Origin of the sequence: Microcoleus sp. AT8-B5 (genome assembly GCF_036705565.1) — a bacterium.
Classification (GTDB): domain Bacteria; phylum Cyanobacteriota; class Cyanobacteriia; order Cyanobacteriales; family Microcoleaceae; genus Microcoleus.
In genome coordinates, this window is record NZ_JAUBUY010000007.1 from 115950 (window position 1) to 132909 (window position 16960).

The window sequence follows — 16960 nt, forward strand, 5'->3', positions numbered from 1 at the left end:
TCCACCCCGGCGTAAACGCACGGGGATTCCTAAGACTCACGACTTAGGTTTCTGCTTCCGTCCCTGACGGGGATTTCGCACCAGCCTTAACAGATTTACTCTGTTCTGGTCTTACGGTCGCTCCACAGACTGACACGGCAAGCCCTGCCGCCAAAATATTTTTTGCCGCATTAATATCTCGGTCATGGTGAGTGTCGCAATTAGGACAATCCCATTCCCGGATATTTAACGGCATCTTGTCAACGATGTGTCCGCAATTGCCACACCGTTTAGAACTCGGAAACCAGCGATCGATCTTAATTAAAGTACGGCTGTACCACTTACACTTGTATTCAAGTTGTCCGACTAATTCCCCCCAACTTGCATCACTTATAGCTAGGGCCAGTTTGGGATTTTTAACCATATTCTTCACAGCTAAGTCTTCTACGGCGATGGTTTGGTTTTCACACACCAACCGCGTTGTTAACTTGTGAAGACTATCTTTCCTTGCATCAGTGATTTCTTGATGCACTTTCGCTACTTTAAGCCGTGCTTTGTGACGGTTGTTTGACCCTTTTTGCTTGCGACTTAAAGATTTTTGCGCTTTTCTAAGTTGGCGATATTTTGCCTTGAATCCTTTGGGATTGGCAATCTTTTCGCCAGTGCTTAGAGTGAGCAAGCTTGTAACTCCCAGGTCGATACCAACTTGACTGCCTGACTGAGGTAATGCTTCAATTTCAACATTCACCAACAGAGAAACTGACCACCTACCTGATGGTGCAAGCTTCACGCTTAAGGTTGATGGTGTTGCACCATCAGGTAGTGTCCGGCTCCAGCGAATTGGTAACGCTTGTGTGCTTTTTGCTAGGTAGACTTGTCCATCTCTGAACTTAAATGCTGACTTGGTAAATTCTGCACTACCACCATTGCGTTTCTTTTTGAAGTTAGGATATTTGGCCCGCCCATCAAAAAAGTTGGTATAAGCCGTTTGTAAATGTCTCAAACATTGCTGCAATGGCACACAGCTAACTTCATTGAGAAAATTCAACTCTTCTGTTTTCTTCCATTCGGTTAACATTGAAGAAGTCTCAGCATAGCCTACCCGTTTCTGTTCTTCGTACCAAGCTTCAGTTCTTGTGGCTAAAGCACGGTTGTAGACCAAACGAACACAACCCAAAGTACGTCGCAACAAACTTTCTTGTTCCGGCGTTGGGTAGAATCGATAGCTGAAGGCTTTTAGTGTCATACTTATTTTAAGTACACCATTTCACATACTAGCACGTCTTGGGTGAAATGGTAGGTATTAACAAAAATTCATGTAAAGCCGTCCTAGAAGGACGGGGTTTCAAACCCAAATTTCTGATGAAAGTAGCACAGTTAGTAAAAGTATGGATCAATCTTTCCTACGGCTACTTTAGCCCGTATTCCCCACATAGGAAAAACTGTAATGCCCTCGATCTCCTCCTCGCTGCAAACGCTGAGGACTGCTTTTTTTTAATCTGTCCTGACACGCCATCCGCCAAAAACCAGGTTTCAACAATTGTCACTGCAACGATGGTTCATCAGAGGGTCTGGTTTGACAAAGCCTTCATGCACCTGCGGGCCCAAAACGCGGCACTGCGGTTGATACCTTCGGCTTAGTGGTGTGGTGGTCACAGCAGCAAGTGTTCCTGAAGGTGAAGCTAGCACACAACTTCTCCCGGCGTCTACTAGATGGGACAAAGGGTTTCACGGCTGTATTTGATCTGGGTCTTCCGCCACTTTTGCCATAAAGTTTCGACGGCGATCGCCCGTCTGTTTCTTGGCAGCATCCTTGAACGTGGATTGAAGGGTTTGAGTCAATATCATTTGTAGCATCCCAATCACACAGATCAGAACCGCTCATGTCCGAAAATCTGTTTCCTAGCCTTCTAGGATATAATGGGGTGATATTTAATTGCAAGTCCGTTATGCCGTCATTTAAACCCGCCCGCACAATTAAGTGTGTGTGATGTTCGTTACCTTCGGCATAAATTCCTTAATTTTTATTAACAATCAGAGTGCAGCCTTTTTATATAGCGGGATTGAGCGGGGACTCACCTGCCGCCCAATCGGTGTGATCGCCAAACAAAGGCGCTTCGGAACAATAAGTTTGAGTGCATCTATCTAAAGGTATCAATATTGCAATTACTTTAACCTGAAAAGCAGATATTTTACTAAAGTGCGATCGTCTTCGATCGTCCTCTGGGTTGATGTAAGTGACGGGCGAAATTTGTTCTAATAGTAAAGTTAGATTTGAAGGAACAATTTTCAATGCGTAAGTTAAACATAGGTCTATCTGACGAGCAACGTGCAGGCGTTATCGAACTATTGAATCACGACTTGGCAGATGCTTATCTGCTGTTAATCAAAACCAAAAAGTATCACTGGGATGTAGTGGGCCCGCAGTTTCGATCGCTCCACCAGTTGTGGGAAGAACACTATCAGGCGTTAACACTAAATATCGATGCTATGGCTGAACGGGTGAGAACTTTAGGTGGCTATCCAATTGGTACTGCTGAGGGTTTTCTGAAGTATGGCTCGATTAAAGAACATATCGGCGATTTGCCTTTGGCTACGGAAATGGTAGCGCGTTTAGTTGATGACCACGAACTGATTATTCGCAATCTCCGCAAACACGTAGAACAGTGCGGTGAAGAGTTTAAGGATGACGGAACCGCAGACTTTTTGACGGGTTTGATGGAACAGCACGAGCAAATGGCTTGGATGTTGCGCTCGTTTATTGAAGGGGAATCCCTTGCGCCAGATGGTAAGCAGCCGCAAGCTCAAACTGCTACAGCTTCTCACGCTTAGAGAGATTAAGTAGAAGGAAGAAGGAAGAAGTAAGAAGGAAGAATGGAAAATTTAGATTTTTTTATTTAACCCTCTTTCCTCATTCTTGATCGACCAACCAGGCAGAATTAAACGCCCTCTAGCTTCCTCAAAAACCCGGTTTCTTCAAAAAACCGGGTTTTTCAATTTTGGGTTTATGTAGATTTTCGATTTCCTAAACTATTGAATCGCATTCTTTCGTATACCTGCGATGGCAACATTCTGTGAGCTTTCGTTCGCGCCTCAGTCCTAGCAACTGTCCTCCCTTCACTCGATTCTGATGCTTTTTTTAACTCTAACCCAGCTTCAGTTGGCGCTGTAACTATTATTTTTAATATACTTTCTATTGACAGCAGATACAAATTATGGCGCAAAAGTGCCATTGATAAATCTTCTTTGAACGATCGATACAGCCAAGATAATGTACTCCGGTGATTGCCACTGCGGTTGCTTTTGACAGCTAAGGAATGAGAATTAAATAACTTCCACTCTTGAAAGTGGGACGGGCGGGACGCCCATCCCACAATAATAATTAAAATTGTAAGTTATTTAATTCGCGATCCTAAGTAAATGTAAAAGTTGCTGCTATAGCAGCGATAAATGCTGCTGGGAATTTCGGGATGTTGCTGCCGGATATCTGCCATAATTAAAGAGTGAGATTTTGCCATTGCTGCATAGGAGCGCAAATTAAATAATTTACACAATGAAAGTGGGTTGGGCGTCCCGCCCCCCTTTCTGGACGGGCTTTCAGGCCCATCCCACAAGAACCATCACGCATTCTAAGTTATTTAATTCTCATTCCTAAGCTGGTATGATGACTGAAACTAAGGGCTGATTTAAAGTGTTTTGGAAGGTTTTCATGTAATATAAAAACTTGTTTATGTAAAAGTTTTGGTTCAAAGGGAACTAGCTAAGAGTATATTAGCAAATTACCAAAGCTCGATCGTACAGTGTCGGAAATTTTAAGACGTATATTTAAATTATATTGCCAAAAGTCATAAAGTGTGCATTGAGTCCGCAGTCGCGATCGAGACTTGGGGCAGCAGTCACTCGCGGATGAGGTCTGTAAAAGAAATTGTACCGCGCAAGTCCTGACAGTTCGTGGGTATCCGTATAAACGATGTTGGATTTTATACGGTGTGCCTACTTATAAAATCAAAGTCTTGTGTATGGCAACACAGCCACACCAAAATGCTGCAGGGGCTTTTTCCGAAGTTTACACAAACAATGATATATTTAAAGATTTTGTAAAGGTGTTGTCTACATCAGGTCACTCTCAGCAAGAGATGGCGTAAAATAGAAGTAAGAATGGGGAAAATTAAATCGAGAATACCAGCAAAAAATATAGTTGAAGATCAACAAAAATCGAGTTATAAATAAAAAAGTAGAGCTGATTTTACCCTTTGTAAAGTAGCACCCATAAAATTCCAGCAAATTTTAGCCCCTGCAATTTAAACAATTTAGGTAATGATTTCTACCGCCGACCCCACTGTATCCGTTATTATCCCAGTCCACAACGGGGGCTCTTACTTCCGCACCTGTTTGTCAAAACTGGCTCAAACTGTGCCCAGGCCGATCGAGATTATTGTAGTAGCAGATGGTGAAAGCGACGGTTCTTGGCGTCTAGCCCAGGAATTCGGCGCCAAAGTGATCAGGATTCCCGAATGCGGAGGGCCAGCGCGGGCCAGGAATTTGGGTGCCCAGGCTGCAAAGGGAGATATTCTGTTTTTTGTGGATGCTGATGTCGCTGTTTGTCCAGAAGCTGTGGGCTATGCGATATCGGTGTTCAAAAATAATCCCTACTTAGCTGCTTTCATCGGCTCTTACGACGATGCTCCCGGAGATCCTGATTTTCTATCGCAGTACAGGAACTTGCTGCACCACTACGTGCACCAAACAGGTAACGAAGAAGCTTCGACTTTTTGGGGCGCTTGCGGAGTGATTCGTCGGGAAATTTTTTTGCAAATGGGTGGCTTTAATGAGAGTTACCGCCAAGCTTCGATCGAAGATATTGAGTTCGGCTACCGTTTGAAACAAGCAGGTTATAACATTCGGCTGTGCAAAACATTGCAGGTGAAGCATTTAAAGCGGTGGAAGCCTATGGGTATGGTGAAAGCTGACTTTTTCTACCGAGCGCTGCCTTGGACAGAACTGATTTGGCGCGATCGCAAATTGAATAACGACCTCAACTTGCAAGTTTCAAACCGCATCAGCGTGATTTTAACTTATGCAGTCCTGCTGGCAACTTTGGGAACCTGCTGGTCGGTGAGCTTTCTGCTACTGGCTGGTTTGCTGGCAATACCGCTGGTAGCAATTAATGCACCGCTTTACCGATTTTTTCACCGTAAACACGGTATCCTATTTGCCCTGAAAACTATTCCGTGGCACTGGCTTTTCTACTTTTACAGCGGACTGGCATTCGCGATCGGCACGGGTCGCTACTTATACCAAAAAAAGCCTGTGACTGGCAAAGTTAGCTTGCCAGTATCCGCTCAATAAATCAAGGCAAATTGTCCTTCAAAATCAGGTAGCTCAATAGGTTCTCAGGGTATTCACGGGTGCATCTGTAACTTGGACAAGTTATAAATAATTGTATGGTTCGATAAAAAAGCTGGAGGTAGGCTGAGTGAAACATTATCCGGTTGCGATCGTCGGTGCAGGCCCTGCGGGCTTGACTGCTGCCTACGAGCTAGTCAAGGAAGGCATCATCCCTGTTGTACTAGAAAAAGGTGATAAAGTTGGGGGAATAGCTCGCACAGAAACCTACAAAGGCTATCGTTTCGACATTGGCGGCCACCGCTTTTATACTAAAGTTGAAGCCGTGCAGCAGTTGTGGCAAGAGGTACTGGGAAATGAGTTTATTAAAGTGCCACGATTGTCGCGAATTTTTTATCGAGGTAAATTTTTCAACTATCCGATTAGTGCCTTCAATACTCTCTTTAATTTGGGCATAATTGAGAGTACGCTGATTATTTTGAGTTATCTGAAAGTGAGAATTTGGCCACTTACGGAAGAAAAAACTTTTGAACAATGGGTTATCAATCGTTTTGGGGAACGCTTGTATAAAACATTTTTTAAGACTTACACTGAAAAAGTTTGGGGCATTCCTTGTTCGGAAATTCAAGCAGATTGGGCGGCGCAGCGGATTAAAGGATTGTCGCTGACGACAGCAATTATTAATGCTTTGTTTGGCAGCAACGACACTAAAACATTAATCAAAGAGTTTGATTATCCGGCTTTGGGGCCGGGGATGATGTGGGAAAAGTTCGCGGAAGCTGTGGAGAATAAAGAGGGCAAAGTTTATCTCGATACTAAAGTGATTAGCTTTGAGCGTGAAGGTAATAAGATTAAAAGTATTACTGCGGAGCAAAACGGAGAATTAGTTCAATATTCGGCGGATAATTTCATTACAAGTATGCCGATATCGGCGCTGGTAGCAAGAATGAAACCGCAGCCCCCCGAAGAGGTGTTGCACGCCGCGCGATCGCTCAAATATCGAGATTTTTTGATTGTAGCGCTGATTGTCGATCGCAAGGATTTGTTTCCTGACAACTGGATTTACATTCACTCTCCCGAAGTCAAAGTTGGACGAATTCAAAACTTTAAGAATTGGAGCGCTGCTTTAGTTCCTGATGTCAGCAAAAGTTGTTTAGGAATGGAATATTTCTGTAGCGTAGGCGACGAGATTTGGGAAATGTCGGACGCGGAACTTGTCGAATTAGCAACTCGCGAGTTGGTTGGTTTGGGGTTAGCAACAACTGCTGAGGTGCAAGATGGAGTTGTCATACGGCAACTTAAAGCTTATCCAGTTTATGATGGGGAATATCGAGGACACTTGCAGGTACTTGAAAGTTTTTTGAAGGGATTTGAGAATTTGCAGACGATCGGGCGAAACGGTATGCACCGATACAACAACCAAGACCATTCCATGCTGACGGGGATGCTGGCTGTGAGAAATATTCTCGGCGAAAAGCACGATTTGTGGGATGTGAATACTGAGCGATCGTACTATGAAGATTTTAGTGTCGATCGCTCAAAAGAAAAAAAGGATTCGGATTTGATTTCGCAATCAAGCTGATTTGACGCTGGAGGGTTGAGAAAGGGAAAGGAAATCTGTATTTTCCTTTCCCTTTTAGTTTTTAACTGGTTGAACAGGTTTTAACTGGTTCCCCGGAAGCTCCTGGAAACCCATTGACCGAGGCTCTGCCTCATTTCCTGGGCTGGTACGCCTTCCCAGGAAGTTCACGGGAACGAGAGAAAAAGCTTGTTGCAGCGGTGTATCTTTAAGAGTTCACTTGACACTCCCCTGCCTGAAGGCGAGGGGATTCTTGGTTCTGCGACATACCTTAAAACTATCTATCCTTGCGGCAGTGTTTAAACCTGGTATCCGTTCAAAAGAACCAAATATCGAGCTTAATTTAGATAGCCTCGCGAGGGTTTGTCTCCCCAAGCTTTCGAGAATTGCTTCTCTTGTTTCTGTGTGCCCCACAGTACATTTTAGAAATAAAAAGTTTAGTCTCTGATTTTGGCTTGCATTAGTTAGCCCAGCTATGTTTTTCGTGGTTTTCGCCACCCACTAACCATTATTGTTTTCCGACCTATCGTTTGAGCGTGGTGTCTCATGTGTATCGGCGGTTATTCTACCTGTAGTATAGTTATTCTACTCTACAATGAACACAATGCAAGAAAGTTCAAGAAAACAATTAACAAAAGTTGATAATTAATTAAAGCCGTCCTAGAAGGACGGGGCTTTAGACCCAATTTATTGGTAAAACTTGAAAATCTGTGCTAACTCTTGACTTACAGACTTAGAGAGTGGAAATATGCTAAGACGCAACCAACAAACGAACCAACCTATGAACTTTTCCCAGAAGTCAGGCGGCAAAAGTGCCACACCCCCAAAAATCAACTCAACACACAATCTCGGCGTCGTAGGATTGCGGAAATTACTTTTTGCCGCCGGAATAGCCTCTCTGTGCGCTAGCTGTCAAAATCCTGAAGCACCCACCGCCACAACTCCCGGAGGCAGCCCCGGAACCAGTCCCGCAGCCACTCCCGTCGCAGTCAGCAGCCCCGGAGACCCAAATACTGTCAAAATTGTCTCCATGCTGCCCATGACAGGCAGCGCCTTGGGTCAAGCTCAAACAATGGTCAACGGCATCCAACAAGCCCTCGCCGAAACCAACTCCAAAGCTTGCGACGGCAAAATCCAAATCCAATACGAAGTTTTCGATGACGCCACCGCCGCCGCCGGCAAATGGGACCCGGCCCAAGTAACCTCGAACTCCAACAAAGCCGTCGCTGACGCTTCGGTAGTTGCCGTCATCGGTCACTATAACTCCGGTGCCGCCAAACTTTCCATTCCCGTGCTCAACCAAGCTAACATCGTCATGATCAGTCCGGCCAACACTTATCCGGGACTGACTAAACCAGGAAAAGGCGAAGCCAAAGAACCTAACGTTTATTATCCCACAGGCACTCGTAATTTCACCCGCGTTGTCCCCGCTGACGACCTTCAAGGGGCTGTAGCTGGCAACTGGGCGAAATCTTTGGGCGTACAAAAAGTCTACATTCTCGACGACCAAGAACTCTACGGCAAAGGCATCGCTGATGTTTTTGAAGCCACTGCTAAAAAGTTGGGAATTCAAGTCCTCGGAAGAGAGGGAATTGATATTAAAGCTAGCGACTATAAGGCGTTAATGAATAAGATCAAAGCTTTAAATCCAGACCTGATTTACTTCGGTGGCACTACTCAAAGCAACGCCGGACAAATAATTAAAGACATGAGAAATGTTGGGATGGCGGCTGATGCAGTTAAATTCATGGGGCCCGACGGCATTAAAGAGCAAGCTTTAATTGACGCGGCGGGCAAAGATGCCGAAGGAGTTTACGCTACTTTTGGCGGCTTGCCTCCTCAAGAATTGACTGGTGCGGGCGCGAAGTGGTACGAAAGTTACAAGGCAAAATATAATGCTGAACCGGAAGCTTATGCAGCTTACGCCTATGAAGCTGCTAAAGTTGCGATCGGCGCAATTAATAAAGTTTGCAAAAATGACCGCGCTGCTATCCGCGAAGCTGTCTTGGCAACTAAAGATTTTAACGGGGTACTCGGCACTTGGAGTTTTGACACCAACGGCGACACGAGCTTGACTACAATGTCAGGAAATGTTGTTAAAGGTGGCAAGTGGGAGTTCGTGAATGCGCTCAAGACGGAATAATTAATCAGAAGGAAGAGGGAAGTTCGGCAACGGATTTTATAACGGATGTAACGGATATCGGAAAGAAGGAAGAAGGAAGAAGGGATCATAAAAAATTATGCCTTTTTCCTTCTCCCTCCAATGTCCCATGCCCAATTCCCAATTCCTAATTCCTAATTCCCAATTCTCGATTCCCAATTCCCAATTCCCAATTCCCAATTACTCAAAAACATGAAAAACTGGAAAAGTATTCTCTTATATCTAGGTGTAGTTTATATAGTTTTGCTATTAGGTCCTATCGCAGGATTTGATTTGCCAAAAATCGTTGGAGAAATAGTCAGCAATCCTGAAGTTTTTATCCAACAATTATTAGTTGGTCTGGTCAACGGCGCGCTGATTGCAATTATTGCTTTGGGTTACACTATGGTTTATGGCATTATTGAGTTAATCAATTTTGCTCATGGCGATTTGTATATGTTGGGCGCTTTTGCTTCCCTAACCGTGTTCGGGGCTTTTGGGATTCAAGATGGCGCACCTTTAGGTATTGCTATACCGGTGATGTTAGTTGCTTTAATTGTATGTTCGGTTTTTTGTGCTGGACTCAATATTGTTGTGGAAAAGTATGCTTATCGACCTTTGCGAAATGCTCCCCGTTTGGCTCCTTTAATTTCGGCAATTGGAGTTTCTTTTATTTTCCAAAATATGGGGCTGTTTTGGGGAGGATTGAAAGCTTTTATTCCAGTGATGGGTTCTAATTCTGCTGCGCCGAAAAGCTTTCCCGATTTGTTGCCGCGAGTTGATATTTTTAAAGCTTTGGGAATTCAAACGAGTATTGTATTTACTACCAAGGATTTAATTGTGTTGGTAGTGGCGGTGGTATTGATGGTTTTGCTTCATGTGTTTGTGCAATACACTCGTCTGGGAAAGGCGATGCGGGCAACTGCTCAAAGTCGCGATGCTGCTAAAATTATGGGGATTAATGTCGATCAGATTATTGCTCTGACTTTTTTGATTGGGGGAGCTTTGGCGGGTTCGGCTGGGATTCTGGTTGGTTTGTACAACAATACTATTGTGTTTACGATGGGGTTTACGGCTGGTTTGAGGGCTTTTACGGCGGCGGTTTTGGGGGGAATTGGCAATATTGTCGGGGCGATGTTGGGAGGCGTTTTGATTGGGTTGCTTTCGTCTTTGAGCGACCAGTATTTATCGAGCCGCTGGACTAATGCTTGGGTGTTTGGGGTTTTGGTGGTGATTTTGGCTTTTCGGCCTGGGGGTTTGTTGGGCGAAAATGTTCAGGAGAAGGTTTGAAATTTTGGGTTTAAATAATCGCAAGAGATATTTAAGTAGACATGAAAAAACAGCACAGGCATCTCCCAGATTTTTCATATAAGTTGGGGAACTAAAAGCGAGATCGTTTTACGTTTTAGTTTTACCTTTTAAATATTCCCTGGTTTGAGCCAGCTAAAAACTTCGCCTAAAGTCAACTGCATTTCCGGCATGAATTTGGGAACCGGAAGTATATCTGTTGGTTCTTGCAAGGAAATAGGCTGCTGCCTTGCGGGATAAGCTAAAATGTTTTTTTCATCGGGATCGAGCAACCAACCCATCTGACAACCGGCATTCAAACAGTGCAAAATATTGTTTGTGACTTTGGTTTGGCTTTGGGCTGGGGACAAAATTTCTATTGTCCAGTCTGGGTGAGCATTAAATGTATTGGCAATTTCGCCGTCAGCGTCTAGGGGAATGCGATTCCAAACAAAAATGGCGACATCGGGCACAATAGAACGTCCGCCAAAGGTGCAGCGAAGTTCTGGTAGGGCTAGGGCAATTTGCGGTTTCTCTGCGATGTCGTTGGTGACTGTTACGAGTCTTCCTTGTAGTTTGCTGTGTTTTCCTTGTGGCATAGGTTTTTGGACGATCGCACCTTTGATGTATTCGCTAGCGGGTTTGGTTTCTGGGAGTTGCAAAAACTCGTCGAGGGTGATAGTTTTTTGAGGTGCTTGTACCATATAGCGATCGCCCGTTTGAAGTGTGTTGCGGTAACAGTTCCAGTATATAGCAGTTGACAGTTGACAGTGAACAGTAAACAGTGACTAATAACTAATGACTAATAACTAATGACTAATAAAATAATCCAAGCAATTAAATCGACTGGTATTTTAGGGGCGATCGGCTCTTTGACTGTTTTGTTATTCGGCGGTTGGAGCGGCACGGTGATCGGGTGGCTGATGGGTACGGCTGCGGGCTTTATGAGCTGTCGGGAGCAGAAGGTTTACAGCCCGAAAATGGGTGCTGCGATCGGCAGTTTAGCCGGATTGGGATTGGGAGTTTGGCTGTTAGTTGCGAGTGTGGTAGAAGGGGTTTTGATTAGGCCTTTGTCTGGTCAACCTGCTGTTGCTTTGCCGACTACGCTGCTGTACGGGATTTGCAGTTTGACGATCGCAATTTTGACAGCTACGTTAATGGGTGCTTTGCAGGGTTTGCAGGGAGAAAGGCAGCGACTGGCAACTCTGGTGACATTAGCTTTTATTCTAATTCTGTTTCCGTTTATCGACATTCAAGCTCAGACTGGCTGGATTGCTACTGTAGTACAGATTCAAATCTTTATTATGTTGGCGCTGGGTTTGAATATTACTGTGGGTTTTGCGGGATTGTTGGATTTGGGATATGCGGCGTTTTTTGCGATCGGCGCTTACACGACGGCTTTGCTATCTTCTGGGCAATTAAATATTGCTTGGAACTTTTGGGTGGTACTGCCGATCGCGGCCGGTGTAGCTGCGATCGCGGGCGTAATCCTCGGTATTCCGACACTGCGGCTCAAGGGCGATTATTTGGCGATTGTTACCCTCGGTTTTGGCGAAATTATCCCGGTTGTCTTTAGGAATTTAACCGCGATTCGGATCGACGAACCAGTCTCGAAGATTGTTGCGGCTGTTTTGGGTAAACCTGAGTTGGTGCTGTGTCTGGTTGGGTGCGATCGACCTTTTAACCTCACCGGCGGCGAAGCGGGAATAAACCCGATCGGGCGTCCATCTCTCCCCATTATCGGCACTTTCAGCACCGGCAACTACTTTCCCTGGTACTACCTAATTTTGCTGCTAGTTGTCTTTGCTTACTTCATGATTTCGCGGCTGCGAGATTCCCGCTTGGGCAGGGCGTGGAATGCCATGCGCGAAGATGAATTAGCTGCGAGTGCGATGGGAATTAACCTAGTCAAAACCAAACTTTCGGCTTTTGCGATGGGAGCGACGTTTTCGGGCTTTGCAGGCGCGTTTTACGCCGCCTATATCAGCGCGATTTTTCCCAGCGTTTTCGATTTCTCGGTGTCGGTAATCATCCTCTGTATGGTGATTTTAGGCGGTTTGGGCAACATGACCGGGGTGATTTTGGGGGCTATCATTATCATGTCTGCCGATCGGCTTTATCTGCCACAATTAGCGCAAGTCCTCAAGGGTTTTCTGAATACTTTTGTACTCCCCAGGATTGCAATTCCCCAGTTGCGAGACTTTCTGGCCACCAGTTTAGACCCGATTCAAATGCGCTTATTTCTATTCGGCCTAACTCTTGTTGTCATGATGCTCGTGCGGCCGGAGGGGCTGATTCCTGATAAGATACACCAAGCTGAACTGCATTCGGATGCTGAAGCGAGCAATGAGTCTTTAGCAGATGCGAGAAGTCAATAAGTAGGTAAGGGCAAAAACCATAGTATTTGGTAGGCGGATTTAGCTAATAATCTAGGATGCAACTCACATTTTGCACCATTCTCAAGAACAGGCAAGATGCCTGTTCCACAATAAAATTCACTCTTTGTGGAACAGGCATCTTGCCTGTTATAAAAACCTTATTTAGAATGGTGCAACATCTCAGATACAAGGGAGTTTAGGGGTGTAAAAACCCCGTGCCCATCTAAGGTTTATTTGTAACCAACTACTTAGTAAGGGTGAAAGATTAGCCATGAACAATGTAACTGGTACTGCTTTTATCGTTGCGGAATTTAGAGCAGAAGAGAATGAAGAGGCCATTCCTCTGTATACTGATCATGTAGTAAAAATATGGCTCAATGAGGAAACAAAAAAAGTAGCTAGGCAAATAGCTCAAAACTCTCCCGCCGCTAAAGAAATGGTTAAGTTGCGGACTAAATATTTTGATGATTTTTTGTCAAATCAAATTTTAGGAGGTTGCAAGCAAGTAGTTATTTTAGGTTCGGGTTTGGATACTCGCGCTGCTATAATTAATGGAGAAAAAGTCACTTATTTTGAAATAGACGACCCCGCGACTCTTCAATTAAAAGCAGAAACTCTCAAAGCTAACAAAGTTACTGCCAATGTTCGCTACCTTCCCGGCGATTACGTAAAAGACGGTTTAATCTCCTTGCTGAAACCGAGTGAATTTGATTTCGCTCGACCGACATATTTTTTGTGGGAAGGCAACACTACTTTGGTTGACAAAAAAGATGTAATATTTGTATTAGAACAAATTCGCGACAATGTTGATAATTTTCGATTGTCCTTTGATTATATGTCGGAAAAGGTAATTTTGAGAACCACGGGCTACCAAGATATCAATGATTACATAGATAAATACGAAAGTATGTATGCACCGTGGATTACGGGGTTTGAAAAGATTGCTACTTTGGCTGACGAACTCAATCTCAAAGTTATTGAAAACTTTTCGACTGCCGATTTACACGCACAATATCGCCCTCGCCGTTCGCTAGAATCTAATCTTTTTAAGTTCTATTTTGTCTGTACGTTAGAGAATATGCCCTAAAATCTCCCAATCCCGAATTGATTCGTGTGCGTGAAAGCTTGTGACGAGGACGATCGCACTACTATAAAATCTTAGAAAACAGAACCAAAATGTCATTATTAGAAGCACAGCAACTTACAATGCGATTCGGCGGTTTGACTGCGGTCAACCAGGTTAGTTTAACATTGGAAAAAGGCTCGATCGCCAGTTTGATCGGCCCCAATGGTGCGGGCAAGACTACTTTTTTTAATATGCTGACGGGTATCTACAAACCGAGTGGCGGTCAGTTGCTTTTGGAACAAAAAAATATCACGGGTTTACCTCCCGATCGCCTGACAACTTTCGGCATTGCTAGAACTTTTCAAAATATCCGCTTGTTTAACAACATGACTGTGCTGGATAATGTTTTAGTAGGTAGACACTGCCGATTAAAAACAGGTTTGTTGGGTGCAATCCTCCGCCCTCCCGCTGCGAATTTGGAGGAGCGGGAAGCTAAAATAAAAGCGCTCACTATGCTTGATTTTGTCGGTTTAGGTGCTTCTAAAGCGCTGGAGTTGGCAAAAAACCTTTCCTACGGAGACCAGCGCAGATTGGAAATTGCCAGGGCTTTGGCTTCCGATCCGAAAGTGCTGCTTTTGGACGAACCTACGGCGGGGATGAATCCGAACGAAACGGCTGATTTAACTCGCTTTATTTACCGAATTCGCGATGAGTTGAATTTGAGTATTTTGCTGATTGAACATGATATGAAAGTGGTGATGGGAATTAGCGATCGCGTGAGTGTTATGGAGTACGGTACTAAAATTGCTGAGGGAACTCCAGATCAAGTTCGCGCCGATCCTCGCGTAATTGAGGCATATTTGGGAAAAGAAGAAGATGGACATGGATAGTATAGAATAACTATAGCAATCCTAAATGATTTGTGTAATTTTTGTAGGGGCAAACCCCCCGTGGTTGCCCCGATGCAGGCTGGGGTAGGCACGGGGAGTAGGGGTAGCACTACCCCTACATATTTTTACAAATGATGCGAGGATTGCTATAGATAGGCGACTTCTTATTAAAGAAGTCGCCTATCTAACAGCGATAGTTGACATACTTAGGGATGAGAATTACATAAAATCCACTTTTCATGACTGTTGTGGGATGGGCGTCCCGCCCGTCCTTTCTGGGCGGGCGGGACGCCCATCCCACAAGAAAAAAGGGAAATTATTTAATTGACGATCCTTAGATGTTTTGCATCATTCCTAAACTTTTGATTTAACTTCAGAGAATTGATTCTTAAATTTTCTCCCCTTCGCCAGGAAACCGAAAAATAGGGCAGTGCCTAATATAGTAGTAGGTTCGGGAACTGGTTCTGCTTCGGGGACTGGTTGCGCTTGTGCCACTGCCATATTGTTCTTAACTTCTACTAATCTTAAATTAGTGGTGCTGTCAAAAGTCCGCGAATACACTCCCGAAGTATACAAACTCAGGCTTTTTGTATTACCTTCAGCCAGAAAAGCAAAATTAATTTGTGTTGGATTAAAGTTTCCAGCGAGGTTGTATGACACACTCAATTCCGGGGCTTTAAAAGAGTGCAAACCGATCCCAAATTGAAATGATTCTAAAAGAATGTTAGAAACAGTGTCAATTAATGCAAAAGATATACTGCCTTGGGCGCTAGCCCGTTCTGATTGGGGATTACTAACAGATGTAAAAAGATGTAAAATAGTCTGAACAGTGAAGGAAAAAGTTTCTTTAGCCTTTATAGAAAAGTCGCCGATAACTGCTGCTTGACTTTGGGCTAAACCAGAATAGTTATTCCCGCTGCCTATGACTTCACTTTGCGAGAGATTTGTTGCCAGCAATTCGTGACAGTTAGATATAAAAAATGCCTCAGCGTTCGCTTGGCTAATGGCTGCACCGCTGTTAGCTATTGTCTGAGTTTTAGTGTTAGTAAATGTACCTGTCTCAGTCGGGGTGTGACGGAAGTTGTTAATCGTTACTGCTGCGGCAGAACCGGCTATTGTGGCAGCACGGCTGGGCGCAATACCTACACTCAAGCTGGTTACTAAAGGAGTTGCTAATAAAAATGCGATCGTTCCGCTACAGTGATTGAATTTCATGGTAAATTTCCTTAAATTTGAAACATTTTAAGTGCTGTTATTGGTAACTTGTAGCGGTTGGTTGCGCTTACGTATCAATACTAGCTATATACTTAGAGATTTTTGTAAAGCTACTGTCAAGAAATCTTGTGTTTAAGTAAAAATTATGTAAAGTTGGTCGCCACAGCTACTAAAAATAGATTCTATGGGAGCTAGGGCGGGTCTTGATCTAAGTAAAATTACTGTTTACTCTAAAAAAGCTTGATTTTAAATAAATGCAATAAAATTTTATAATTAGTCGGGATAATATAAAAAGGCACAAAGCAGAAAGAGTAATCATGCTAGAAATTAAAAACATTCACACCTACTACGGAAATATCCACGCTCTCAAAGGGGTATCGCTAACAGTCTCGCAGGGAGAAGTTGTGACATTAATCGGCAGCAACGGGGCGGGGAAAACGACCACTCTCCGCACGATTCAAGGACTGCTGCGCCCGCGAATCGGCACTGTATTATTTGAGGGAAAGCCTTTAGAAGCACTATCTACAGAGGCGATCGTCCGTTTGGGGATTTCTCAAAGTCCCGAAGGGCGGTTGATTTTTCCGCGAATGACGGTGCAAGAAAACCTGGAAATGGGTGCTTATCTCCGCAACGATACTCTAGGTATCAAGTCAGATATGGAAAAAGCATTAAATTTATTTCCTCGTTTGCGAGAAAGAATTAGTCAAAAAGGGGGAACTCTCAGCGGCGGGGAACAGCAAATGTTGGCGATCGCCCGGGCTTTGATGTCGCGCCCCCGCTTGTTATTATTGGACGAGCCGAGTATGGGATTGGCACCGATGTTAGTCAGTCAAATTTTTGCGATCGTCCGCGATATTAATGCTGAAGGAACAACTATTTTGCTGGTGGAACAAAACGCCCGTATGGCTTTAAGTGTAGCCCACCGCGGCTATGTCATCCAAACCGGTCAGGTTGTAGTCGCCGGTACTGCTAGCGATTTGCAGTCAAATGAAACTGTTCGCAAAGCCTATTTAGGTGAAAGTTAAATAACTATTCTGGTAATCGGTAATGGGTAATCGGTAACAGCAATTACCAATTACC

General features: G+C 44.2%; 16 protein-coding genes. 9 read left to right on the forward strand and 7 right to left on the reverse strand.

The window, feature by feature from the left end; genetic code table 11:
• Positions 1-43: 43 nt before the first annotated feature.
• From QUB39_RS07390 to QUB39_RS07400, 3 genes are all read right to left on the reverse strand, one after another.
• On the reverse strand, positions 44-1225 hold the full coding sequence (locus QUB39_RS07390; RefSeq protein ID WP_333053250.1) for an RNA-guided endonuclease TnpB family protein: 1182 nt from the start codon (positions 1223-1225) through the stop codon (positions 44-46).
• 342 nt (positions 1226-1567) lie between these two features.
• Positions 1568-1864: a hypothetical protein gene (locus QUB39_RS07395; RefSeq protein ID WP_333053251.1), complete on the reverse strand. Its 297-nt coding sequence runs from the start codon at positions 1862-1864 to the stop codon at positions 1568-1570.
• Positions 1865-2029: 165 nt separating this feature from the next.
• Positions 2030-2272, reverse strand: a complete 243-nt coding sequence (locus QUB39_RS07400; protein ID WP_333053252.1) for a hypothetical protein — start codon at positions 2270-2272, stop codon at positions 2030-2032.
• Here QUB39_RS07400 and QUB39_RS07405 point away from each other — a divergent pair.
• Positions 2272-2811, forward strand: a complete 540-nt coding sequence (locus QUB39_RS07405) for a Dps family protein (protein WP_333053253.1) — start codon at positions 2272-2274, stop codon at positions 2809-2811. The genes QUB39_RS07400 and QUB39_RS07405 overlap by 1 nt on opposite strands.
• A 173-nt stretch (positions 2812-2984) precedes the next feature.
• Here QUB39_RS07405 and QUB39_RS07410 read toward each other — a convergent pair whose 3' ends face one another.
• Both QUB39_RS07410 and QUB39_RS07415 read right to left on the reverse strand, forming a co-directional pair.
• Positions 2985-3353, reverse strand: coding sequence for a hypothetical protein (locus tag QUB39_RS07410; protein WP_333053254.1), 369 nt, complete (start codon positions 3351-3353; stop codon positions 2985-2987).
• 21 nt (positions 3354-3374) lie between these two features.
• A complete protein-coding gene (locus tag QUB39_RS07415; protein WP_333053255.1) occupies positions 3375-3497 on the reverse strand; it encodes a hypothetical protein in 123 nt (40 codons plus the stop codon).
• A gap of 799 nt (positions 3498-4296) precedes the next feature.
• Between QUB39_RS07415 and QUB39_RS07420 the strand changes: the two genes are divergently transcribed.
• The 4 genes from QUB39_RS07420 to QUB39_RS07435 all read left to right on the forward strand — a co-directional run bounded on the left by QUB39_RS07420 (position 4297) and on the right by QUB39_RS07435 (position 10334).
• Positions 4297-5328, forward strand: a complete 1032-nt coding sequence (locus QUB39_RS07420) for a glycosyltransferase family 2 protein (protein WP_333053256.1) — start codon at positions 4297-4299, stop codon at positions 5326-5328.
• Between the two features lie 127 nt (positions 5329-5455).
• Complete coding sequence (locus QUB39_RS07425) at positions 5456-6907, forward strand: NAD(P)/FAD-dependent oxidoreductase (RefSeq protein ID WP_333053257.1); 1452 nt, start codon at positions 5456-5458, stop codon at positions 6905-6907.
• A gap of 745 nt (positions 6908-7652) precedes the next feature.
• The gene (locus QUB39_RS07430) at positions 7653-9047 is read left to right on the forward strand and encodes a branched-chain amino acid ABC transporter substrate-binding protein (RefSeq protein WP_333053258.1); all 1395 of its coding nucleotides are present in this window, start codon (positions 7653-7655) and stop codon (positions 9045-9047) included.
• A gap of 291 nt (positions 9048-9338) precedes the next feature.
• The gene (locus QUB39_RS07435; protein ID WP_333053259.1) at positions 9339-10334 is read left to right on the forward strand and encodes a branched-chain amino acid ABC transporter permease; all 996 of its coding nucleotides are present in this window, start codon (positions 9339-9341) and stop codon (positions 10332-10334) included.
• A gap of 128 nt (positions 10335-10462) precedes the next feature.
• Here QUB39_RS07435 and QUB39_RS07440 read toward each other — a convergent pair whose 3' ends face one another.
• Complete coding sequence (locus QUB39_RS07440; protein ID WP_333053260.1) at positions 10463-11035, reverse strand: Uma2 family endonuclease; 573 nt, start codon at positions 11033-11035, stop codon at positions 10463-10465.
• Positions 11036-11143: 108 nt separating this feature from the next.
• Here QUB39_RS07440 and QUB39_RS07445 point away from each other — a divergent pair, with 108 nt between their 5' ends.
• The 3 genes from QUB39_RS07445 to QUB39_RS07455 all read left to right on the forward strand — a co-directional run bounded on the left by QUB39_RS07445 (position 11144) and on the right by QUB39_RS07455 (position 14665).
• Entirely contained in the window at positions 11144-12709 is a 1566-nt protein-coding gene (locus QUB39_RS07445; protein WP_333053261.1) for an ABC transporter permease subunit, read from the forward strand.
• A 271-nt stretch (positions 12710-12980) separates the two neighbouring features.
• The gene (locus QUB39_RS07450) at positions 12981-13796 is read left to right on the forward strand and encodes an SAM-dependent methyltransferase (protein ID WP_333053262.1); all 816 of its coding nucleotides are present in this window, start codon (positions 12981-12983) and stop codon (positions 13794-13796) included.
• Positions 13797-13885: 89 nt separating this feature from the next.
• The gene (locus tag QUB39_RS07455) at positions 13886-14665 is read left to right on the forward strand and encodes an ABC transporter ATP-binding protein (protein ID WP_333208328.1); all 780 of its coding nucleotides are present in this window, start codon (positions 13886-13888) and stop codon (positions 14663-14665) included.
• Positions 14666-15019: 354 nt separating this feature from the next.
• Here the strand turns inward: QUB39_RS07455 and QUB39_RS07460 are convergent, their stop codons facing one another.
• The gene (locus tag QUB39_RS07460) at positions 15020-15880 is read right to left on the reverse strand and encodes a PEP-CTERM sorting domain-containing protein (protein ID WP_333208329.1); all 861 of its coding nucleotides are present in this window, start codon (positions 15878-15880) and stop codon (positions 15020-15022) included.
• A 317-nt stretch (positions 15881-16197) separates the two neighbouring features.
• Here QUB39_RS07460 and QUB39_RS07465 point away from each other — a divergent pair, with 317 nt between their 5' ends.
• A complete protein-coding gene (locus tag QUB39_RS07465) occupies positions 16198-16905 on the forward strand; it encodes an ABC transporter ATP-binding protein (protein WP_333053265.1) in 708 nt (235 codons plus the stop codon).
• Positions 16906-16960: the final 55 nt, after the last annotated feature.

Bases quoted from the DNA above. Each gene is read 5' to 3' on its own strand.
- QUB39_RS07460 (WP_333208329.1), bottom strand. From the start codon at position 15,880: ATGAAATTCAATCACTGTAGCGGAACGATCGCATTTTTATTAGCAACT.
- QUB39_RS07455 (WP_333208328.1), top strand. From the start codon at position 13,886: ATGTCATTATTAGAAGCACAGCAACTTACAATGCGATTCGGCGGTTTG.
- QUB39_RS07440 (WP_333053260.1), bottom strand. From the start codon at position 11,035: ATGGTACAAGCACCTCAAAAAACTATCACCCTCGACGAGTTTTTGCAA.
- QUB39_RS07450 (WP_333053262.1), top strand. From the start codon at position 12,981: ATGAACAATGTAACTGGTACTGCTTTTATCGTTGCGGAATTTAGAGCA.
- QUB39_RS07465 (WP_333053265.1), top strand. From the start codon at position 16,198: ATGCTAGAAATTAAAAACATTCACACCTACTACGGAAATATCCACGCT.
- QUB39_RS07390 (WP_333053250.1), bottom strand. From the start codon at position 1,225: ATGACACTAAAAGCCTTCAGCTATCGATTCTACCCAACGCCGGAACAA.
- QUB39_RS07405 (WP_333053253.1), top strand. From the start codon at position 2,272: ATGCGTAAGTTAAACATAGGTCTATCTGACGAGCAACGTGCAGGCGTT.
- QUB39_RS07430 (WP_333053258.1), top strand. From the start codon at position 7,653: ATGCTAAGACGCAACCAACAAACGAACCAACCTATGAACTTTTCCCAG.
- QUB39_RS07415 (WP_333053255.1), bottom strand. From the start codon at position 3,497: ATGGCAAAATCTCACTCTTTAATTATGGCAGATATCCGGCAGCAACAT.
- QUB39_RS07445 (WP_333053261.1), top strand. From the start codon at position 11,144: ATGACTAATAAAATAATCCAAGCAATTAAATCGACTGGTATTTTAGGG.
- QUB39_RS07395 (WP_333053251.1), bottom strand. From the start codon at position 1,864: ATGAGCGGTTCTGATCTGTGTGATTGGGATGCTACAAATGATATTGAC.
- QUB39_RS07420 (WP_333053256.1), top strand. From the start codon at position 4,297: ATGATTTCTACCGCCGACCCCACTGTATCCGTTATTATCCCAGTCCAC.